Genomic DNA, 23,104 nt, shown 5'->3' with positions numbered 1-23,104 from the left:
ACTAAGTATGACAATCAGAAAATGTTTTTATTAGTATAGTGTCAATTTTGGTTTTTTTCTTGATTAATTGACCTCATTTTAATCAAAACAAGAGTTGCAGTGGTTCATCTAGATTTTTTTGCTACCCAAATGAAAATTCGTTATGATGAATTTCATTATTTTGCTGAAGGGACGTAGGACTTATGGAAGGAGAAAAATCACCTACCCGGAATAAAAAAATGGTGATTACTGGACGGTGGCGAGAACAGTTCCCGGCAGAAAATTCCTTAGGTTTAATCATCATTTTACTTACTTTAGTTGCTGTATTATGGTTCTATATCTCTACTAAAAAAACACAAACTGTTAGTCCTCAACCTATTCCAATTGTTGCAGGAATTTCTACAACTCGAGATGTACCTATTTATATTGCGGCACTGGGCACAGTAACACCTGTTTATACTGTGACGGTTCAAACCCAAATAAATGGTTTATTAATGAAGGTTCTCTTCAAGGAAGGTCAATTGGTTAAAAAGGGCCAGTTACTTGCCCAAATTGATCAGCGGCCTTACGAAGCCTTACTCACTCAATATGAAGGAGATCTCAAACGGGATTCCGCTTTGTTAGCGAATGCCAAAATTGATTTAAAACGTTATCAAAAATTATGGAAAGAAGATTCGATTTCCCAACAAACATTAGCTACTCAGGAGTCACTTGTAGAGCAATATGAAGGAAATGTTAAAACCGACCTCGGTCTCATTCAAAGTACTAAAGTCAACCTTATTTATTGCAATATTACTTCGCCTATTGAGGGACGAATCGGTTTGCGTTTGGTAGATCCAGGGAACTTTGTTCAAACTTCAGGTACCCAAGGTATTGCAGTGATCACTACTCATGATCCTGTTACGGTAATTTTTCCTGTAGCAGAAGATTTTGTGTCGCTTATTGCACCCCAAGCCTATGGTGGTAAAGAGATGCAAGTGAACGTTTTTGATAGACAACAAAACCACTTACTTGCCACAGGAAAATTATTGGCTTTGGATAACCAAATTAGTACGACAACAGGAACCGTACGACTTAGGGCGATATTTGATAACCATAAAAACAAATTATTCCCTAACCAATTTGTGAATGTGAAAATACTCGTTGAGACGTTGCCCCAAGCGACGGTTGTGCCCACAGCTGCGCTTCAACATACTACAACAGAAGATTTTATTTACGTCATTAATGAGGATAATACAGTAAATATTCAAACGGTAATTCTGGGACCTACCCTTGGTGATGAAACTGTAATTAAAAATGGTTTATTACCCAATCAACGAGTAGTGGTAAACGGTGCCGATAAATTAATGAATGGGGCCAAAGTATTGGTCCAAAAAGAATATCCAGCAAGTGTCTCAGTTCAAAAAAGCGAGTTTCGTTTAAAGGTGAATAACCTCACATGAGTATTTCAGGCCCCTTTATTGCAAGAGCTATAGCCACTTCATTGTTGATGTTTGCTATTTTGCTGACGGGCGTTCTTTCTTACAAACTCTTACCTATTTCAGCGCTCCCTGACGTGGAGTATCCGACAATTCAAGTATCAACTTTTTATCCTGGAGCCAGTCCAGATGTAATGAGCACTACCGTTACGGCCCCACTTGAACGTCAATTCGGACAAATGCCAGGTTTGGAGCAAATGACCTCAAACAGCTCAAATGGGTCATCCATTATAACTTTGCAATTCAATTTGGATATGAGTTTGGATGTAGCAGAGCAAGAAGTTCAACAAGCGATAAACGCTGCAAGTAGTTATTTGCCGATCGATCTTCCCAATCCTCCTGTTTACAGTAAAGTCAATCCGGCAGATACACCCATCCTAACCTTGGCTTTGACTGCAAGAACTTTACCATTAACTCAAGTAGAGGATTATGCAGAAACACGTCTTGTTCCTAAAATCTCTCAATTATCGGGTGTGGGGTTGGTAAGCATCGGTGGCGGGCATCGACCTGCGGTACGAATTCAAGCTAATCCAAATGCATTGTCTGCATATGGATTAACTATGGAAGACATACGTTCTATCGTTATAGCTTCCAATGTGAATGCTGCTAAGGGAAATTTCGATGGCCCACGCTTAGCCTATACGATTAATTCCAATGACCAGCTTTTGTCTGCTGCAGATTATCGTCCTTTAATTGTTTCATACCAGAATGGATCTCCCGTTCGTTTATCTGATGTAGCTGATGTTATAGATGGGACAGAAAATACAATGCAAGCAGCATGGATGGATACAGAACCGGCGATTATACTCAATATCCAACGCCAACCAGCAGCAAATGTCATTGAGGTAGCCGAACGAGTCAAAACTCTATTGAAACAAATGAGCTTGGCAATTCCGGCAGGAATGGATATCAAAATTCTTACCGATCGTACGACCAGTATTCGTACTTCCGTAGAAAATGTTCAATTTGAATTACTGTTGTCCGTTGCCTTGGTTGTAATGGTGATTTTCCTTTTTTTACGTAAACTATCCGCGACAATAATTCCAAGTATTTCAGTACCATTGGCACTCGTAGGCACATTAGGTTTAATGTATTTACTCGGGTTTAGTCTTAATAATCTTACTTTGATGGGATTAACCATTGCTGCAGGCTTTGTAGTTGATGATGCGATCGTGATGATTGAAAACATCATACGCTATATCGAAATGGGAAAGGACCCTTTGGATGCTGCTCATAAAGGAGCCGCGCAAATTGGCTTTACTATTGTTTCTTTATCTATTTCTCTGATTGCGGTACTGATTCCTTTATTATTTATGGGGGATATAGTCGGTCGATTATTTCGTGAATTCGCAGTGACCTTAACCATGACTATTGCAATTTCAGCGTTCGTTTCGTTAACGCTGACTCCTATGCTGTGTTCTAGACTGTTAAAGGTACAAAATGATAATAAAGTCAATAAATTAGAGCGCTTTCTTAAACGTCAGTCCGATTTTCTTATAGAGCGATATAAAATTTCTCTTCATTGGGTTCTTTCGCGCCAACCTTTTATTTTACTGGTCTTTTTCATTACTGTATTAATCACAGGCATTTTATTATATATCATTCCTAAAGGATTTTTCCCCATTCAAGATACAGGAATTATTCAAGGAATATCACTAGCTTCTGAATCGGTTTCATTTAAAGAAATGACAACCCGACAACAAGCTTTGGTGCATGCAGTGCTTTCTGATCCCGCTGTTGAAAATGTATCATCCTTTATTGGTATTGATGGTACGAATATAACGCTAAATAGCGGGCGTATTTTGATTAATTTGAAACCTTTTGAGCAACGTTCAGGTGTTACCGAGGTTATGAATCGTTTGCAATCTAAAATCAATCAAGTTATTGGTGCTTCCTTATACATGCAGCCGGTACAAGATTTAACGATTGATACATTAACCAGTCGCACACAATATCAATACAGCATTAGCGCTCCTGATAGGGAGGACGTTACTAAATGGTCGCAGTTAATGTTAGAGAAAATGCGCCAACTATCTATTTTAAAAGAGGTCAATACCGATCAACAAAATACAGGTTTGGTTACCTTATTGGATATTGATCGCGATACCGCATACCGACTGGGTATTACCATGCAGACGATTGACCAGACTTTATATGATTCATTTGGTCAGCGGCAAATATCTATTATGTTTACTCAACGAAACCAATACCGGGTTGTATTGGAAGTATTGCCCCCACTGCAAAGAGAGTCGATTGCTTTTGACAATATTTATATTAATTCTTCTGTAATTAATTCTTCTACCAACGCTTCCGGCTCCTCGAGTACCTCACAAAATAATAATTCTTTTTCGGAGATGATAGCCAGTGGCTCTGTTCCAATTAAGACTTTTGCTCGATTAAAGCAGACTGTAGGTCCTTTAGTTATTGCGCATAAAGACCAATTCCCTTCTGCTACGCTTTCGTTCAATCTTGCAAATAATGCATCCTTAGGAGATGCAGTGACTCAGATTGACGATATAAAAAATAGTCTTAATATGCCTCTCAATGTAGAAGCGGGTTTTCAAGGAACCACAAAAAATTTTCAAAAATCCCTAGCTAATGAAGGGTGGCTGGTAATTGCTTCAGTGGTTGTGGTTTACATTATATTAGGGGTACTCTATGAAAGTTACATCCATCCACTAACTATTTTATCAACCTTACCCTCAGCTTCGATGGGGGCTTTACTTGCATTGTATATAACAAACAATGAGCTGAGTATCATTGCCTTGATTGCGATTATTTTATTAATTGGAATTGTATTAAAAAATGCAATTATGATGATTGACTTTGCGCTTGAACAAGAACGTGAATACAAACTCAAACCAGAACATGCAATTTATGAGGCCGCTGTATTACGTTTCAGACCCATTTTGATGACTACAATGGCCTCTATGCTGGGGGCAATTCCTCTGGCATTTAGTAATGGGCTTGGTGGTGAGTTACGACGTCCATTAGGTATTGCGATAATTGGGGGGCTGATGGTCAGTCAGTTGGTTACTTTATATACGACTCCGATTATTTATCTAACATTTGATCGTATCTCACGTAAGATAATGAGTTATGGTAAACATAATCCAGGTGTTACGGAGGCTGGATTGTGAATTTATCTTCCTTATTCATTAACAAACCCATTGCCACAATCTTATTAGCGTTTGGATTAAGCTTCGCAGGAATTCTCGCATTTAATTTATTACCTGTGGCACCGTTACCTCAAATTGATTTCCCAACAATTATGGTTCAAGCTCAATTACCTGGAGGTAGTCCAGAAATTATGGCAACCTCAGTTGCAGCGCCTTTGGAGCGTCAGATAGGGCGTATTTCAGGTGTCACTCAACTGACTTCCTCAAGTACTTTAGGACAAGCCAGCATCACCGTACAATTTGATCTATCCCGTAATATTGATGGAGCTGCCCGAGACATCCAAGCAGCAATTAATGCATCCTTAAGTCAATTACCGACTAATTTAACGAATAATCCTACTTATCGAAAAGTAAATCCTGCTGACGCGCCAATTATGATTCTTGCATTGACATCGGATAAATATACTCCAGGAAAGATGTATGATGTCGCTTCAACTATTTTGCAACAAAAGATTTTGCGGATTGAAGGTGTAGGGCAGGTTGGTGTTGGTGGGAGCTCATTGCCCGCAGTTCGCGTTGAAATTAACCCTACAGCTTTAAATAAATATAAAATTGGATTAAACCAGCTTGCAGGAGTAATTAATAATGCCAACGTGAACTTGGCAAAAGGACAATTGATTCATGATGATACTGTTTCCATAATCCGTAGTAATGATCAGCTACAAAAGGCAAGCGACTATGGACCGCTTATTATTAGCTATTTCAATAATCAACCAGTACGCCTTTCTGATATTGCCCATGTATTTGATTCAGTTGCTGACGTTCATACTGCGGGTCTGGCAAATGGGAAACCCGCAGTGCTTTTAGTTTTATTTAAGCAACCTGGGGCCAATGTGATAAAAACAGTGGATCATGTTAAACAAATATTACCCCAACTGGAGGCTTCCATATCTAAGGATATTAAATTAAATATTTTAATGGATAGAACCACCTCAATTCGTACTTCATTACATGATGTGGAGCTAACTCTACTTATAGCGATGTGTTTGGTAATTTTTGTTACTTATCTTTTTCTTGGAAGTTTTCGGGCGATGATAATTCCGGGAATTGCAGTTCCTTTATCTTTACTTGGTACGTTTGCGGTAATGAAATTATTAAATTACAGTTTAGATAATTTATCGTTGATGGCTTTAACCATTTCTACAGGTTTTGTTGTCGATGATGCAGTTGTAGTACTGGAAAATATTTCTCGTCATATCGCTATGGGAAAAAAGCCGTTGCAAGCTGCTTTTGATGGATCAAAAGAGATTGGTTTTACAGTGTTGTCGATTAGTATTTCATTAATTGCCGTTTTTATTCCCATTTTTCTTATGAGTGGGATAGTTGGACGCTTATTTCGTGAGTTTGTTGTGACCCTTTCGGTAGCAATTTTGACTTCACTGGTTGTTTCCCTAACCTTGACACCGATGATGTGTTCCAAACTGTTGCATGAGAATGAAGGAACGAAAAGCAATTTTTTTATGCGCTTTACAGAAAAAGTACGTTTGCATTATGCAAAGGGTTTGCATTGGGCGTTACTTCACCCACGAGTCATGTTAATTCTTACTTTTGCGACTGTTTTACTGACTGCAAGTTTGTTTATGGCGATACCTAGAGGATTTTTCCCTCAACAAAATACCGATCGAATCGCAGGATCTTTACGGGCAGATCAAAATATTTCGTTTCAAGCAATGCAGAAGAAACTAATTCAATTTGTCTCAGAAATTCGCAAAGACTCGGCTGTCGCTAATGTGGGTGCCTTTATTGGTAGTGGGCCGGGTAATAATACAGCGAATACAGGCTCTGTCTTTATTACGCTTAAGCCTGTCCAAAATAATAGTCCAACTACCTCTCAGGTAATCGAGCGATTGCGTAGCAAATTATCTTTAATTACTGGTGCTACTTTGTATATGCAGGCTGCCCAGGATTTAACAATAGGGGGCCGACAAACGGCAGCTCAATTTCAATATACGATAACTTCTGATAATTTAAACGATCTCGCTACTTGGACGCCACGGATTATGGAACAATTGGCAAAGATCCATGGAATTACTGATTTAAATAATGACCAGCTTAATAATGGCTTGCAAACTTATGTGAATGTAGATCATGATACTGCATCGCGTTTTGGGATTACCCCAGAACAGATTGATCGAGTGCTGTATTATGCTTTTGGTCAAAGTCAGATCTCGGTAATGTATATGCCAATGAATCAATATTATGTGGTCATGAATGTTGCCCCAAAATATTGGCAATATCCTGCTGTTTTGGAAGAAATTTACGTCAAGTCGTCAATAGGAGAGGAAGTTCCATTATCGGTATTTGCCAGTTTTGAGACGGGTTCTACATTATTATCAGTAAATCATCTCGGTCTGGCCCCTGCGGCAACCTTTTCATTTAATTTGATTCCTGGAGTATCGTTAGGTGGAGTAGTGAAACAAATTAGTGCAGGAATCAAAAAAATGAATTTACCGCGAACCATGCGAGGTACTTTTCAGGGGACAGCACAAGCGTTTCAAGAATCATTTGCAAATGAGAAATATATAATAATGACTGCTATTTTAGCAGTCTATATTGTACTGGGAATGCTGTATGAAAGTTTAATTCATCCAATAACTATATTGTCTACATTACCCTCCGCTGGTGTAGGCGCATTATTGGCTTTATTGTTATTTAAGTCCGATTTGAGCATTATTGCTTTGATTGGAATGATTCTTTTAATTGGAATTGTGAAAAAAAATGCAATTATGATGATTGATTTTGCATTAGAAACGGAGCGCTTAGAAAATAAATCCTCACGCGAAGCAATTTATGAAGCTGCTTTATTACGTTTTCGCCCAATCATGATGACAACCATGGCTGCTATTTTAGGTGCTATGCCTCTGGTTATTGGTTTTGGAGTGGGTTCAGAGCTTCGTCGCCCATTAGGTATAACTATTGTTGGGGGGCTGATTATGAGTCAATTATTAACCCTGTACACGACACCAGTTATTTATTTGGCAATGGACAATGCAGGCACACGTTTTCGAAATTTTATGAACCGGCTTAAGTTGCGAGGCGCCTATGGCCAATCATAATCGATTAAAAGCACTCTATAGCTATTGTCTGGAAGCTCTCAGGCTACAGTGTTTAATTCTATTTTCTTTTTTTATATGTTCCTGTATGGTCGGTCCCAATTATGTGCCTCCGAAACTTGTAGTTCCAACACAATTCAAAGAAGCCAAAGGTAAAGAAGCAATAGGACAAAAGCGCAAAAATTGGAAACCCATCAAGCCCCAAGACAATATGAATCGTGGTGAATGGTGGAAAATTTTCAATGATCCTGTATTAAATGAGTTGGAAAATCAGTTGAATTATTTCAATCAAAATATTGTGAATGCGGAGGCAAATTACAGGCAAGCACTTGCTATTGTAGATCAAACGCGTGCCAATTTATACCCAACAGTCGTGGGTGCATTTAGTTTGTTCCGACAACGACAGGCAGGAGGAACTACCTCAATTATTAGTTCTTCTGGTACTACGGGAACTGCTACAACAAATATTGCCTCTGTAGCAACCACCACGACAATTTATACCTCATTTTTGAATGCAAGCTGGGAACCCGACCTTTGGGGGCTGGTTCGCCGAACTATTGAATCTGATCTTGCATTTGCGCAATCCAATGAAGCGTTGATTGGTGTGACTCGTTTATCAGCCCAAGGTGCTTTGGCCCAGTATTATTTTGAATTACGCACATTGGATCGAGTTCAAAAATATTTAAACGACATACTAACCGCTTATAGAAAGGTCTTACAATTCACACGAAACCAATATGCATCAGGTGTTGTATCGCGGGCTGATGTGGTTCAGGCACAAATCCAACTTGAATCAGCTCAAGCATCAGCAATTAATAATGGAATTTTACGAGGTCAATATGAACATGCCATTGCTGTATTAATGGGACGTCCGCCTGCTAATTTCTCATTAAAACCTGCCATTATAAAATTAAAACCACCCGTGATTCCTTTGGAGGTCCCTTCCGTTTGGCTCGAACGCAGGCCGGATATCGCCCAAGCTGAACGGTTGGTGCAACAAGCGAGTGCCTTAATTGGAGTTGCAGTTGCGGCGTATTTCCCCAACTTAGCCTTAAATGGAACTGTCAGCGCAGCGGGTCATAGTTTTCATCAATTAATTCATAAACCTACAATTAGTTGGTCAGCAGGGATGCAATTAGCAGAAACTATTTTTGATGGAGGGTACCGGTCGGCAGGAGTGAGGGGTGCTAAAGAACAATATATGGCCCAAGTCGCCAACTATCGTCAAGTAGTCCTAACTGCATTTCAGGATGTGGAAGATAACCTGGTTTCGTTACGCTTTTTAGAAAAACAAAGTAGGGTCCAAGATAAAGAAGCAAAAGATGCGCTGTACGTACTTAAACTGGTTAAAAACCAATATAAAGCGGGCACTGTCCCTTATATAAATGTACTTACGGCGCAAATTAGCGCTCTTACACTTGCGCAGGCTGCAACACAAATAGACGGTTTGCAAATGGCTTCTGCAATTGGTTTGGTTAAAGCATTAGGGGGCGGTTGGGTTGCCCATAGGCCACCAAAGCATAAAACTTAATTCTATTTGAGTGAAGTGATATTTATAAAAAAGCGATCGGATAAGGTTCTGCATTGAGATTATTAAAGGAATTTAGTAAGAATTTGTTCCATCCTCAGTTTGAAAATAACGACAGTTCTAAGAAGATAATAGATTGACATCCACATGGCATCTCTTTAGCATGGGCAAAAAATAAGCGAGGGAGATTGTATGCTGGGAATGATAAGTTTAGATGATATCTGGTATCTATTAAATGATATGAACGATCCGGATGATTCTTCATTTTTTTCCTATGAAAGAGCACGATTTATTGAGCTTTATAAAAAGCGTCCTGGTTTTTTTCAACCCTATCAAGACAATAAAGAGTTTCTTGGCGGTGTGCTCGCTCCAGTTGTGCATCCCTTGGAGTTTGCTGCTTTGGGTATAATGGGGGTTGTTGTAGGTGTTATTTCCCCACTTATTTGCATTGGGGGGGTGGTTTTAGGTCTTGGAGCTGCTGCCTTCGGAAATACAGAACTCTGCGATACAGCATTTGGAGCCGCTTCTATTTTTTTATATTTAACAGGCTATGCGCTTTTAGTCGCATCAGCCAGTCTTTTACTTGCAGCTCTTAGCATTCCCTGTGCTTTGATTACTTTGGGTACTCGTAGTTTTGCTTCTATGGGCGCTGAAGTACTAGAATGCATGAACAATATGGAAACTACTACTGAAGTACAAACAAGTAAACTGCAATAAAAACTCTCTTTGGTTTTATTTAAAAATAATGGACACATGAAATGTGGAAGATTTATGTTTTATTTGATTGGCGAAAAAGAAATAAATTTCATTTTAGAGGGTGAAACCATTGAGGATATCGCCCATCGAGCAATTAACACATACAGAGCTCGTCCTGGTTTTTTCACTCCGTATAAAAATAGATATGAGTTCCTCGGTGAATTAATTGCTCCAGGTATATACCCGCTCTCTGGAGTTGTGACTGCTGGATTTTCCGTATATGCTTCAGTTCTTTCTACCGTAATTTGCGTTGGAGGTTTGCTTGTCGCAGCTGGCAGTGCTTTATTTGATGCTCCGACGCTCCGGGATGACGCACTAGAATTTACGGGATTTATGGTACAGTTTGTTGGAGTTGCCCTTTTTACAGCTGCTGTGAGTGCTTTATTAGCAATTCTTAGTGTTCCTCATAGCTTAATTTCTGTAGTTACTCGTTCTACTGCTTCAATAGAGGCATTATTTTCAGGAAAGGTCGTGGATGCGCCGGGAATTCATGATGAGGTAAAGGCGGAAGTTAGTATAGAAGAGTGTGCTTTCCGATGCATTTAAGTAAAGTCTATTTAACGATTAGGGATTAGTAATTAAGAAAAAATTAAACTAATGAACTTTTCTGCTCATTAGTTGATTGTCGATGCAAATAATTCGTTAACATGCTTAATTCCATTTTAATTCGATTGATTTTCTCCTTTAATTTATTTTCTACATCTCGGTAATTTTTAAGATCCAGAGTAATCGATTCTTTTTTTTCTTGCTGTTGAATAATGAAGTTAAGCCAATTGATTTCACTTGCAGGATTAACGAGACGGGAGTTAGTTTGTGTTTGGTCAATCTGTTCTTCAATATTTTGGATTTGTTGTTCGAGCTCTTGCTTCGTACACTGCGCCGCATGTAAATTTAAGTCCAGTTCATGGAGTTGTTTGTTTAATTTATCTATTAAAAAAGTGAGTGGCTGATTCATTATCTAGGTTACAGTTCGATCTTGATTACGTACAAAAAATTCGTTTATCTTATAAACGCAAGGATTACTTTTTATCCACAGCTTCTACTTAAAATACATAGCGGATTAAATCAGACTTATAAAAATAAAACAACTGGATAAAAAAAGTTCTTTGTTTGATTGTTAATTGCCCATCATGCTTGATGTTGTTAGAATGCGGTTCCTTACAATCTGTATTTATAAGGTTTTAATTAATGAAAGAGATCACTCTAACCGCGATATTTGAAGGAACAATCTACAGTATTGAAGAACCGAATACTCATTTGCATCAAGTTTTATCGAAAGATTGTAAGGGGGTACGCATTACCTCTGCTCAGGAGGTTGAACAATATAAAGATGCTACCCATTTTAAAATGGGTTTTAATGGATGCGGTGTTGATTATGGAGTGAAAGGGCTTTTATTCGGTGCTGGAGTTAAAAAACAAAGTGATCAAGTAGTCGAAGTGATCAAAAGATTAATTAAAGATGGATATAAAGTAAAATTTAATGGCATCGGTTTAAGTCGAGGTGGTATTGCTGCGATTATGGCAGCTATAAAGTTAGCTCATATTGATCATTTTCATTTGGAAACCAATTTGCTTCTTTTAGATCCTGTACCTGGTAATTTATTTTATGTTCCTTTTTTAGATGTTTTTCAGTATACCTTAACCAATAACGCAATTGATTTATCTCATTCTAAAAATTTAAATTATGTTGAAACGCTCTATCCTTATCTTGAAGTGGGTGATGACACTGAAGACTTTGTCGATCAGATCCTTGCAAAATTCCATATTCCTATAAGACCTACTTATCCTCAACATTGTCAGGTTAGAGAAGAAGTTATTTTAGGTGCGCATTTAAAAGCATTTCAGGATGTTGATAAAGAAAATGATGCCGTTCATCTACGTTATGGAGTGGATGTGATTCCTGTAATCAGAAAACTGAGTAAAGCGATTATGTATCAGTTCTTGGATAGGGTGGGGAGCATAGTAAAATCCGGAGAGAATATAGAACTGTCCGAGATCATTAATGAATTTCAACGAGAGGGAGCGAAATGGAAATGTATTTTAGCTGAAATTATTGCCACCATCATCCCTAAAAGTAGAGTCTTGCATTCTCAGGATCAATCGAAGATTACAGTCTCGAATTCAGCAAAATATTTAAATAAAACCCATCGTGAACTTATCGATACTGAATCCCAGGATCCAGGGGAACTCTGTTTAAAAGTAGAGCCAGAGCGGCCTTATTTAGAAAGGAAAAAGACCCCTTTAACAAACGCAGTATTGGTCGATTTGATCGAATTTATTAACAGTAAGATGACCAATACAAGTAAACAAGGTGAAAAAGGTGGGTTATTACTTAAAATAAGAAATGATCTTCAACGCGAAGGCGAAGATGCATTCGATGAAGAACAGCTGAGTTATATCCTTAGAGATATTCTGGCAGTTGCATTGCAACGCGATCGTTACAGTTATAGTTTTTACAGTACAACTACTTCTGGACTTGCATTGGTTAATGCATTAAATCAATCCAAATTTATTGCAATTAAAGAACTGCTCCAATTTGATGATAAACCAATTGAATACTCTGATTTGACTAGCTATGTTTTGGGCCGCGATGATCCAGGACATTTTAATAGTCAAGATATGAGAGTCAATTTTGATTTAGTAGCGGATCATTCTCTTGGAGAAGATGGATATAAGATGCTAATTTAGATTGATCACGGTTTTTTGTGATACATAAATATAATTGAAACAATAAGTTATAAGGGATCATATGGCTAAAGAATTAAGGAAAAAAATTAATACAATACTTCATTTTTATGTAAATAGCCGATCCCTTGATATTCTTGTAAAAGGAATTTTAATCTTCTTAGTTCCAGCCAGGTTCTAGTAATGTTTCACTGGCTAAAAAGATGGCGGTACAAACGAATCATAGGTCATTCACCTGTCAGGGACGAACAATGGGAAGACGTATTTCAGAACTTACAGTTACTACGACGTTTAAGTGAGCAAGAACAAATAAAGCTTAAGCGTTTGGCAATTTTATTTCTTCACTATAAATCCTTGGAAGCGGTTGGAGACCTGCAAATAACACTTGCTATGAAATTAACTATTGCACTACAAGCCTGCCTCCCTATTTTGAATCTTGGTTTCGATTGGTACGACGGTTGGATTTCGGTTGTGATATATCCCGGCGCCTACTCGCATGAAAGCAAAACAATTGATGAGTTTGGTATAGAACATTTAGGAAGATCCTACTTAAGTGGTGAGTCATGGCAGCAGGGGCCAGTCATTATTTCTTGGGATGATGCATTACATCATGGTGGAAAAGGAGGGCGTAATGTGGTAATTCATGAATTTGCCCATAAATTAGATATGCAAAATGGAAGGGCGAATGGATTTCCTCCACTTCATAAAGGAATGTCAGCGAAACACTGGGCTGAGGCATTCAACAAGGGATATGAAAATCTGATAAGCCGTATCCAGCTAGAGGATCCTATTCCAATTGATCCCTATGCAGCTACCTCACCTGCTGAATTTTTTGCCGTATTTTCTGAATTATTTTTTGAAAAACCTGAAGTAATCAACCGGTACTATCCTGATATTTATGATTTACTCACTCAATTTTATCGTCAAGATCCTCTTAGGACTAATGTTTTTTAGCTTCGGTGAAGGAAGCTGTTACCCTAACTGAACTTCGTTTCACCCAAGTTAAGGGGGTAATTACCAAGTAAATGCATATCGTGTTTCTCTCGTGCTCCATCCATCTGTAATGTGTACTTCGAGTTGCCGTTCAGAGATCAAACTAAATTCAATTAATGAACCCCAATATGGATTATGAAATTCGAAGCTTTGTTTGGTTTGTCCTATGGTAAGTTTGCAAGAAACTTGTCGAGGTTCCGGAGCTCCAAGACCGTCACCATAACTTAAATCCAATTGAGTGGAGCCCTGCGATCTACCGGCAGAAGCCACTTCATTCAACCAGTTACACTCAATTTTTGCTGATTGAGGGTGTTGATTTTTGAGCTTTAAACAACTTCTTTGTGAACTGATACATGGATTTGCTAAGGATGAACCCGTTGCTAACCCCAAGAGAAGAAAAGTATAGAATTTTTTCATTTTTATGCCTAATCAGTTTGGGTGTGATTTTTTTATCATCGTTTTCAATGGGTTGTCAATAGTTATAAAAATATTCTATTTATTTAAAAACTATAAATTTAGCATAATGTTTGCGCTAATAATCCATGATTTCGAGTATAAAAAAACAACCTGGTTGGTGCAACCCGGTCCTGCCGGGCAATTTATTCAGTACTAATAGACAAGTACTTCTGCACTTTGAACCTGTTCTTGCTGATCAGGGAGTAGTATTTGAGCTTCCTCTTGAGCCAAGCTTGCCTCATAACGTAACAATTCACTTGTTTTGAAGAATCGAAGCGTTTGATACTTGGTTTTTTGACGTTCTTCTTTTTCAATCCTTTCGATAACAGGTTCAGTTTCCATGAACTCTTGTTCTATCAAAGAAACTTGTTTTTGAGACGTATCATCAATGAAGGATGCAAGATCGAGTTTGGTTTGCTCCAGAAGTCTTCTTACAAGCTCCCCTCGGTGGGTGTCCAATAGTTCATTGTGATCTTTTAAAGCATGCAGACAGTCTCGTTCCTGTTCTTGGATAGAAATTTTTGTTTCATTCAGTAATTCAATCTGTGCTTTAATATGCCGAATAGCTCGTTGGTTTATTAGGTTCTTTGCTATCAATTGCCCGCTTTCCAGGTAAGAACAGCTGGCTTCATTCATCCGATTTGTTGCAGATTTAATCGTTTTATCTATATTTTCAATCTCTTTTTCCTGGGCAGTTATTTTTTCGGAAATATCTTGTATTCTACGGCGTATCCCCCCCAGATCCTCCTCTATTCTACCTTGTTTGGTGATAAGAACAAAAAAGCGCTCATCAGGTATTTTGCCAAAAATAACCTTAAGTCGATTTTGATCTACAGGGTTTAATTTCCAATTCCACTGTTTTATTTCATCGACATACTCCATTTTTTGGCGGATTAAATCAGGAAGTTCATGATGATCGATATTTAAATTATTCCAATCCAATGTTAAAAGAGCTTTTAATCGGGCTAGTTTTTTAAATTCAACCTGTTTTTGTTCAGGAAGCACTTCAATCGCTTTATCATCAAGTTTAAGTAGAGAGTCTTTATTTTTATCCAGTGTTTCCTTAGCCGCTTTCAGTTTGTTTCGTTCTAAATCTACGCGGGCTAAAAAGGAGGATTGATACCCGGTAAATTCCTTTCGGTAGGGCATATCTTCTACTTGAAGTTCTATGTAGGACTGAATGCCATCAGTTCCATTTTGAATGTGCAACTTTCCGGGGTCCACCTGTAGTAATTCAGCAAATCGAGCTTGTTTCTGTTTAAATAGACTTTCCTGAACATCTTGATTTAATCCATCCTTTTTACCCAACTCCTCTATGGAGCGTGTAAGTTGCTTTTGTAAAGAACTCAATTGCGTTAAGTAAGGCTGATATGCTTTATATGTGCTAAATCGGACAGTGGCTTCATATAATTCATGGATCACATGACTTGGATTATCTTTACTCTGTTCACTGATACGAAGCAGCGTTTGTTTCAAATGGTTCCAGGTAGGATCGGAAGTTTTAAAAAAGTAAGGGGACATTTTTGTTAACAAATTACGAAATACAGCGATCTGATGCTCGGAAACCACTTTATCATGACAATTTTGGCGAAAATCAAGATCACAGTGCGGGGCATTATTTAATGAGTCAATCGCATCAAGTGCATCATTAATTACTTTTCGAGGAGATGAGTGACTTATTGAAAATAAATATTTATTTTTTAAAATGACTTTATGTTGTTGAAGCGCTTTATACAGTTCACCGATTAGATCTGGATCTTGAGGTGAATTGATTAGATTACCAGCCAAGTTAAAAATATCCAATGCTGCTTTCTTGGCTTCAGTGCGTTCAAAAATCGCATGAAAAGGAGCTGGTTTTTCGTTTATCCATGCAAATTCATTGCGTAAATATTCTGCCAGTTTTTTCATGATTTCTGCATCATAACTTCTTTGCAGATTATTTAAATCTGCATCTTCAGGCAACTCCAAATTTCGATAAAGAGCTGAAAATGAAAGGATCAACCCCTGCATTTTAAATTGTTCTACCAGTGAAAATTTTGTAATTTCAGCGCAACGATTTAGAATTAAAGGTTTCATTTTAGCCAATAATTCCCGAATTTGTTTACTGTCCGCATCTTTTAGTTTCTTTTGATAAAACTGGATGATACTTTCAGAAACTTCTTGTTGCTCATCACCATGTAGCACTTTGTTTTTTTGTTCTATGAGGTTGTCAATCACATTTCTAACTATTTCGGGTATATAGGAAGAATTTTGTGGCGAATTTTTAGGGAAAAATATTTTGATCGCATTGGGACATATAGAGCAAAACTCTCCAATTAAATTAGGTAAAATTTGTTTGCTTTGAGCCAATTCAAGACTTTTTCTTATCTGTTCAGAAGGATTTGTATACTCCAAAACAGCCCCTGCTTTATCAGCAATCACGGTTTCAAGGTTCTGGTACATTAATGCTTTTGTTGCTGCAGTGAACTGTTTGCCTTTTTGTTGCAGCTTTGTTTGAATGTTCAATTCTTGAACAAAATCTAATTCTTTCAAATACTTAAATCTTAGAGCCTGTTCATTCGTCATAGGAGCTTTTGCAGCTTTAGCTGCCCATTGTTCTTCGCGTGCAGCCTCCCAAAATTTGGACGCTGATTTTTTAAACTGAGTTATACTTTCATACAAGGAAGTTTCAGATACAGCTGCGTCTTGGGATCGAGTTAATTCACTCAGCAGCATTTCACGCCATTGATAAAGCTCATATTTCATTTTAGGATCATTAGGATAGATCTCGAGAAGCAAGCTTTCCCATGCTTCAATTTGCAGCATCAAAATTTGTTGGGCCTCATCAATTGCCTGAGTGTAGGTTCTATCGACCGTCGCTTGTAGCTTGAGTTTATCTCTCACTTCTTCAATAGTATTTTCATTAATACGTTGGCGGGTCCAGGGGAACACATAATAGAAAAACTTATTAAGTAAATCCTTGGGAGCTTTTACTTGGTAAATTGGCAGCCATTCTCCAGGTTTTCCATTACGTGCAGCGCGACCAGCGATTTGGGTGGTCATTCGTTCAGTGTCAGGATAAGTTTGTATTACAAATAAACCTTTAGGATGATCGCCTGTGTTAATGTCGATGCCTTTTGCAAGCATTGCAGTGCCTACCGTGATAGTATTCGCTTGACCTGCTTGCTTGATGATTTTGTCTAACTCTGCCGCGGATTCTTTCCCGGTAATAATTTGAACTTTAAACCCTTGCTCCTCATAGATTTTTAAACTGGTACCAATAGCTTGGGCTTCATCAAAATCTTCATTTACGATAAGGATAGGTTGGGTTTGTGTGTGACTCCATTTTTCAATAGCATTTTTTCTTTGTAAAATTAAGGTTTCATCATAGGGAAGAATTGTTTCATCAGGATTAATTTCCATAGTTGGCTTTGTGACAGGGCGCTTAATTTTTTTAAACGTTTCATGTATTGCCTTGACGGTCTCATCCCGATTGAAGGTAAATATTGGAGGATGGTTTATACGTTTATCGCCTGCATAGGGCGCCACACTGATTGCTTGAGTTCCCACTGATGTAGCCAAACTCTCCAGTTCCGTTTTATCTCCCGGAGTGGCCGAGATTCCAAGGAGGCGGCCTAAAGTTTTTTGGAAGAATTTGATTAACCCTCGTGCAGATTGACTGCCAAGTACCGAAGGAACAGCATCAATGCAAATATATTGGGCTTCATCTTTTCGTTCTGCTTTAAGCCGTGCTTCTAGCGCTTGTTGAACTGACTCGGTAAAAATTGAGCCAGTCTTGGGAGTACTGCGAATTAAAGGAATGCAGGCAATTTTTTTCGTAATTTCGTGCCCAGCCTCATTCTTTTCTTTGAGCGGTTGCATGATGAAATGCTTGTTTTCAACCAGAGTTGCTGCGATACAACTGGCATGAATCCATTGTTTCAATTGGGTGTTACTCGATGCCATCAAATAATTTTGCTTTTCAACATCGCCGTTAAATTGTTCATTAATTTGCTTATTGAGAAAGAGTCTGAATTGGTCCAAATCTTCATCTTCATCCCAGGCAGGGTTGAGTTTACGAAATCCCGGAAGATTAATGAATTGGTATGCAAGGGGATAAATCCATTGTGCGGGATTGTTTGCATTAGCATCCTCGACTTCTGCAACGAGTTTATAAAGCGTTACTTGATCCAAAAGTGCGTCGTCACATTCATCTAAAACAATGTGGACTGGACCATCGGTTTCAAGTAATTTTTCTGTTCCTTCCATTTTTGCAGCTAGGTGAAAGCTGGCCATGTCCTCAACTGTAGAACAGTTAATCCCATTAGGGATGAATCGTTCGATAGGGCTATTACTTTGTATTAGTGCGGACTTAATTTTCAAAAAATTAAAAAAAGGTTCGCAGCTGTTTTCATAGTCTCGAATCAGTAGAGTCGGGTTTGCTGTCCATTGAACCACCGTACCTCCTTGGGCCCATTGTATAACAGAAAGCATCGGAGTATTTATGCTTTTTCCTTCTCCCGTTTTAATACGCATTAATAAATTTGAGGATGGATCTTCTAATGCAAGCAATAGGACCAGCATTTGTGTGGTGTTAGGAAATATCCCCGTGGTGCGGAAATAGATTTCTCTTAAATACGCTAAAAGTTCTAAATGAGCTATCTCTCGATCTTTGGGGCCTATCCTTTGCGAACGCAGTTGTTGAAGTAGACGTTCGGCTTGTACTTTTAAGTCATGACGCGAGCAAGCAGTTAACCCTTTTAGGCCGGTAAAATCACCAGGATTTAGGGGATCGGTATAACCTAAAGTTTCTATGAACGTTAATTGTCTTGCAAGCTTCATTTGCAATGCGTGAGGTAAATCTTCTTCATGAAGCAAATCTTGTAGATTAGTTAAGGCATCTTTTATTCGATCGGTTGCAAACTGTTTTACTAAATCTCTTTTTTCTCCCGGTTTAGCAAAAGGATTCGTGTCAAAGCTCAGGTAATAGGCGTTAATTTTTTCAGAGTCGTGCGCAAGTAATGCAGCGTTGAGACTCTGTGCATTGGGGTAAGGAGGTGTACTGAATAATTTAAGGACCTGATCGACATCAGCAGACAAACGCCGTTTTAATCCCTTAGTGATTTCTAACAAAGAAACTAGAGTTACGGTGGAGTCTTTTTTATTTTTAGCTAAACCAGTCAAAATTGTAGCTACTTTTGCTCTCTTCTCCTCTGGATTGATTTCAGCTAATTGTTCGAGAATATGAGGATAAGTGCTCATATTTTGTGTAGCATTATCCTGAGAGATTCTATTGAGTAGTGCAATACAAAGTTCATGTTGATTGATATTATGAGTTAAAAATAATTGAGTCTTTTCAACCAATTCTGGGATGAGTCCCGATTCCGTAGTCGATAGCCCAACTAAAATTTGAATAATTTGTTTGATAATTAATGATTTGGTCTCTTCTGAAAGATCTGATTTCTTGAATTTATTTAATGCTGCAAGTGGGAAGGCTGTAGTACTTTTCAAGTTATGAGCCATGCTCATTTTGAAAAACATGGTTTGAGTTTCGGGATCAAGATCCGGTAAATCAAAAAGCTCAACTAGACCATCAACAGCGCGTCCAATGGAAATATTATCCGCATTAGGATGTTCATCTAGAGTTTGGGTTGTTAATTTCAAATAAAGATCCAGTTTCTCCGAACTGTCACTAATTAATTTATTAACTAAGGTATGTTTTTGGTGATAATTTAAACGAGCTAAGCTTCCTGTATTAAGTTGTTTGTAAATTTTAATAAATTGTTGAGGAAGTCGATCATTGATCTCTATGAGTAAGTTGAGATAATTAGCTAATGACTCAATTTTGTTTTTATAACCTTCTAATGCTTGATCTGCGGGAGCATTTTCATCGATTAAAGCCGCTTCCTCAAGAATGCTTTTTTCAAATTCAGAATCTTGAGTATTTAATTGTTGTAAGGTTTTTTTCAGGGCAGGTAGTACTTTTTTCTGAATCAGTTCCTCTTTGAAGAAGAATGTCAAAGAATGTGTCTCATTAAAAGCGGCCATCCACGATAGGCAAGTATTCAAATCCAAATCTTTGACAATTTGCTTATTCAAAGGATTGTCAAAAAAAGGTCTCATTTGTGAAAGAAACAGGTTATGTACTTGACCTAAAACAGTAGCAAACGTTTTGTTAGTTGTTTGATCGGTAGCTTTTCTTTTTCCAGTTAGTAGGAAACTTAAAATATATTCCCCTTTAGTCTCTCCAATGAGAAGACTATACATTCCTTCAAGTAAGAGGGGTTTTTTTTCTTCGAAAAATCGAAGTTTTTCGATCACTTCAGAAAATTTGGGATTGGGGCTTTGTAATAGATTAACTAAGTCCTCAACTGCATCAAATAGGGGTATTAATTCTCTATTCAGTTGATCACGTAATTGCTTAGGAACAATTAAATTGTCTAGGTTTTTTTGTAATGCCTTTTTGAGGACATCAATTTTGAATACAGCACTTCTTTTTTTAATTGCTTCAACTAGGGCATCAACAATTAAATCATCGAGCTTAGAAATATCTCCATTACCCAGCACACAACCCGGAAAAGGATTTTTTTCAATGATGAGCGCTTTTAACCATGCTTCCTGTTTTTCTAAAGTTTTGCACTCAGCAGGGATTGTCTCTGCTGAATCCGCAAGTCCCTGGAGCAGGAGTTGAATTTGTTCTGCTTTCGGTAAAGTTTGTGACTTTGAAAGATTAATTTGACTTAAAGTACTTAATATAACGTGTTGAAAGAGCTCGCCTTTCTTATCTTTTATGCTTTGAATTGCTCCTAATAACCGCTCAAGACTTTCCTGATTTAAATCAGGTTCATTGAGCTTTGCGAGCAATTTAATGATCTCCGTAGAGAAGTTCTGACGATTTTTTTGCAACATCGCTGTAAATGCAGCAGTAACAGATAGAGAAAATTTATCGATTTCGGCTGGAGCAGTTTTTTGAATACGTTCTTGCAGTGTATTGAGTAATTCAAACCCTTCATTTTCCAGAAATGAAACCAGGGGAACAATGAAATCAACGTTGAGGTCTTTATCAGGAAATTCAGTTTTAAACTCCCGACATTGTTTCATTAATGTTTTAATTTGCATCAATGAAGGTTGAGGTTTGAATAAAAAGCATCGAGAGAATCCTTGCAATAAATGAGTACGCTCGTTTTCTTCCAGACCTTGTAATGAATGGATACAATGAATTAAAGTTTCTTTCCATTGCGCAGGATCCAAAGCCGCATCATTTGCAAAAGTACAGGCCAAAATAAATGTTAATTGATTCTTCTGGGCGGAAGTCCATGAAGTAAGTTTTTCAATTTCACGAAGTTGTTCCTGAATGTCGGCTAATCTAATTTCAGCTTTCCAATGCTGACCCATGTATCGAAATAGCCAGGGAGTAAGCTCATAGGGTTCCGTGGTAATTCTTTGATAAACGAGTAGGGGATCTGTGATTGTATCTTCAGGGTTTTCAAGCTGCATACACGCAGCAACTTGCCTAAATTGCTCTGAAGCTGGTTTTTGCAACATGGCATAATGTACACCTGTTGCTCCCCAATTAAGATCCGATAAAGAAAGACACTGTTCCTGCGGATTTTTTGCATGTTCGATTACATCCAATACCCTATTTAATGTAACGAGGAAATGTCCCTTATGATGAATCGGACACGGATTGGGAAGCGTAAGATTTTTTTCAGCGATCCGGGGAATAATGATTTGAGTATAAGCATCAAAAAAGGTATTAAAATCAAAACTGCTTTTATCAAACTCTAAATGCGACCGAACCAGTGTATTCCACCATTCTTTTTGTTCTGATGGAAGCTGGGTTAATTTTTGTAGGTTTTTAATTCCACGCGTACTCAAAAGTGAATTTTGTACTTCAGGATTTTTAAGAAACTCAAGATCTATTTTTTTATTTAAACAAGTATTTAGCAGTCTGACCAATAAAACAGTATGTGCTTCACCTCCAAGTATATATTGCTTACAAAGGAGAGGAACGATGAATTCATCGTGTTGTTTAGGGGAGAGAGAGCCATTTGATTTATACAGCTCCATTAAAAACGTTTTAATTTCATTTTCATATGCAGGAGTAAGACTTAGAAGCATATTTTTTTTGGCTAATGAGAACTTAGATCTCAAAAGTAGAGAAAGAGTATTTTGTGGAAGATGGGGCAACAGTGCCGTTGCCTCCTCAATTGAGGGTAAGGTTAACAATTCTTGTTTTTTGAGTACAGGGGCTAAACCAGAGGGTAGTTTTCTTGGTGCATCCGTATAACAAAGCGCTTTTTTATCTTTGTTTATATAAAATCCTTTAGGAAGATTTCCAGGAATGATACCGTCACTAAACGCGTAAATATGTTCTTTTATTAAGGGGAGTGCTGATTCTTGCAGATTATCAATCCCTAAAGCTTTGAGTTGTTTGATTAATTCAGGAATCTCAGTTGATTCAATTGGAACAAGATTGAGGTCGGGGCCTCCTACATGTTCACTCTGTTCGAGGTGAATGACTTTCTGGATACTTGGGGGTTTAGGTAAAAGAATGCTTTTTTGAATTTGGATGCGCGCACGCACCGCAGGAGAGCTAGAACTTAATGCGTACTTTAAAGGGTTGATTTTGGGTTCGTTGGATGTATTTTTAAGTAAGGTTTCTGCAGTTTTATTTAATATTATTCGACGTGCAATAAGTCCAAGTCGATTTGATGCCTGTTGGTTTTCTGGAATTTTAAAAATAAAGAGGCGTTTACGATCATCGTTAATAAAGTTGAGGAGGGCGTCAATATCTTTTTCAGTGAATTGTTTTGAATCAAGTTCTATTTCTAAGGGAGTATAGTTTATTTCAGTTTCATATGAACTTATTAGATTTTCTAGTAGGGACTGAATGTATTTGTTTTCTGAATATTGTGGCACAGCAAAAACTCCCAGAATCAAAAGAAATAAAAGAATACATTGCTATTATTAACAGGAGATTAAGCGTTAAAGATGTAATGAATATTTTTTTATTTC

11 protein-coding genes are annotated in these 23,104 nt (G+C 37.8%); 8 read left to right on the top strand and 3 right to left on the bottom strand.

The annotated features are described in order from the left end of the window. Window positions 1-182 precede the first annotated feature (182 nt). The 6 genes from HBNCFIEN_RS09920 (at window position 183) to HBNCFIEN_RS09895 (ending at window position 10,519) form a co-directional block, all read left to right on the top strand. Window positions 183-1,421: an efflux RND transporter periplasmic adaptor subunit gene (locus HBNCFIEN_RS09920; protein ID WP_182390938.1), complete on the top strand. Its 1,239-nt coding sequence runs from the start codon at window positions 183-185 to the stop codon at window positions 1,419-1,421. After that, a complete protein-coding gene (locus HBNCFIEN_RS09915; protein WP_182390937.1) occupies window positions 1,418-4,597 on the top strand; it encodes an efflux RND transporter permease subunit in 3,180 nt (1,059 codons plus the stop codon). The genes HBNCFIEN_RS09920 and HBNCFIEN_RS09915 overlap by 4 nt, the downstream gene beginning before the upstream one ends. Then, window positions 4,594-7,692 carry an efflux RND transporter permease subunit gene (locus HBNCFIEN_RS09910; RefSeq protein ID WP_182390936.1) on the top strand — a complete coding sequence of 1,033 codons (3,099 nt, stop codon included), beginning with the start codon at window positions 4,594-4,596 and terminating at the stop codon, window positions 7,690-7,692. Before HBNCFIEN_RS09915 ends, HBNCFIEN_RS09910 begins: the two co-directional genes overlap by 4 nt. An 85-nt stretch (window positions 7,693-7,777) precedes the next feature. Beyond that, window positions 7,778-9,220 (top strand): efflux transporter outer membrane subunit, encoded by a 1,443-nt coding sequence (locus HBNCFIEN_RS09905; RefSeq protein WP_255464184.1) that lies wholly within the window; start codon window positions 7,778-7,780, stop codon window positions 9,218-9,220. 189 nt (window positions 9,221-9,409) lie between these two features. Next, a complete protein-coding gene (locus HBNCFIEN_RS09900) occupies window positions 9,410-9,934 on the top strand; it encodes a hypothetical protein (RefSeq protein WP_182390934.1) in 525 nt (174 codons plus the stop codon). Window positions 9,935-9,988: 54 nt separating this feature from the next. After that, complete coding sequence (locus HBNCFIEN_RS09895; RefSeq protein WP_182390933.1) at window positions 9,989-10,519, top strand: hypothetical protein; 531 nt, start codon at window positions 9,989-9,991, stop codon at window positions 10,517-10,519. A 43-nt stretch (window positions 10,520-10,562) separates the two neighbouring features. On the opposite strand, the gene HBNCFIEN_RS09890 is transcribed toward HBNCFIEN_RS09895, so the two are convergent. After that, on the bottom strand, window positions 10,563-10,928 hold the full coding sequence (locus tag HBNCFIEN_RS09890) for a hypothetical protein (protein ID WP_182390932.1): 366 nt from the start codon (window positions 10,926-10,928) through the stop codon (window positions 10,563-10,565). A 233-nt stretch (window positions 10,929-11,161) separates the two neighbouring features. Here HBNCFIEN_RS09890 and HBNCFIEN_RS09885 point away from each other — a divergent pair, with 233 nt between their 5' ends. Continuing rightward, complete coding sequence (locus HBNCFIEN_RS09885) at window positions 11,162-12,661, top strand: hypothetical protein (RefSeq protein WP_182390931.1); 1,500 nt, start codon at window positions 11,162-11,164, stop codon at window positions 12,659-12,661. Window positions 12,662-12,841: 180 nt separating this feature from the next. Next, window positions 12,842-13,612, top strand: coding sequence for a zinc-dependent peptidase (locus tag HBNCFIEN_RS09880; RefSeq protein WP_182390930.1), 771 nt, complete (start codon window positions 12,842-12,844; stop codon window positions 13,610-13,612). A gap of 60 nt (window positions 13,613-13,672) precedes the next feature. Here the strand turns inward: HBNCFIEN_RS09880 and HBNCFIEN_RS09875 are convergent, their stop codons facing one another. Both HBNCFIEN_RS09875 and HBNCFIEN_RS09870 read right to left on the bottom strand, forming a co-directional pair. Further along, a complete protein-coding gene (locus HBNCFIEN_RS09875; RefSeq protein ID WP_182390929.1) occupies window positions 13,673-14,068 on the bottom strand; it encodes a hypothetical protein in 396 nt (131 codons plus the stop codon). Between the two features lie 192 nt (window positions 14,069-14,260). After that, entirely contained in the window at window positions 14,261-23,008 is an 8,748-nt protein-coding gene (locus tag HBNCFIEN_RS09870; RefSeq protein WP_182390928.1) for a helicase-related protein, read from the bottom strand. Between the last annotated feature and the right edge of the window lie 96 nt (window positions 23,009-23,104).

This window comes from Legionella sp. PC997, from assembly GCF_014109825.1.
Taxonomy (GTDB): Bacteria; Pseudomonadota; Gammaproteobacteria; order Legionellales; family Legionellaceae; genus Legionella.
Note: the sequence above shows the minus strand (reverse complement) of the source record. Positions and strands in the feature narration are given on the sequence as shown.

Excerpts from the sequence above, each read along its gene's own strand:
- HBNCFIEN_RS09920 (WP_182390938.1), top strand. The coding sequence starts at position 183 with ATGGAAGGAGAAAAATCACCTACCCGGAATAAAAAAATGGTGATTACT.
- HBNCFIEN_RS09915 (WP_182390937.1), top strand. The coding sequence starts at position 1,418 with ATGAGTATTTCAGGCCCCTTTATTGCAAGAGCTATAGCCACTTCATTG.
- HBNCFIEN_RS09905 (WP_255464184.1), top strand. The coding sequence starts at position 7,778 with ATGGTCGGTCCCAATTATGTGCCTCCGAAACTTGTAGTTCCAACACAA.
- HBNCFIEN_RS09900 (WP_182390934.1), top strand. The coding sequence starts at position 9,410 with ATGCTGGGAATGATAAGTTTAGATGATATCTGGTATCTATTAAATGAT.
- HBNCFIEN_RS09895 (WP_182390933.1), top strand. The coding sequence starts at position 9,989 with ATGTTTTATTTGATTGGCGAAAAAGAAATAAATTTCATTTTAGAGGGT.
- HBNCFIEN_RS09890 (WP_182390932.1), bottom strand. The coding sequence starts at position 10,928 with ATGAATCAGCCACTCACTTTTTTAATAGATAAATTAAACAAACAACTC.
- HBNCFIEN_RS09885 (WP_182390931.1), top strand. The coding sequence starts at position 11,162 with ATGAAAGAGATCACTCTAACCGCGATATTTGAAGGAACAATCTACAGT.
- HBNCFIEN_RS09880 (WP_182390930.1), top strand. The coding sequence starts at position 12,842 with ATGTTTCACTGGCTAAAAAGATGGCGGTACAAACGAATCATAGGTCAT.
- HBNCFIEN_RS09875 (WP_182390929.1), bottom strand. The coding sequence starts at position 14,068 with ATGAAAAAATTCTATACTTTTCTTCTCTTGGGGTTAGCAACGGGTTCA.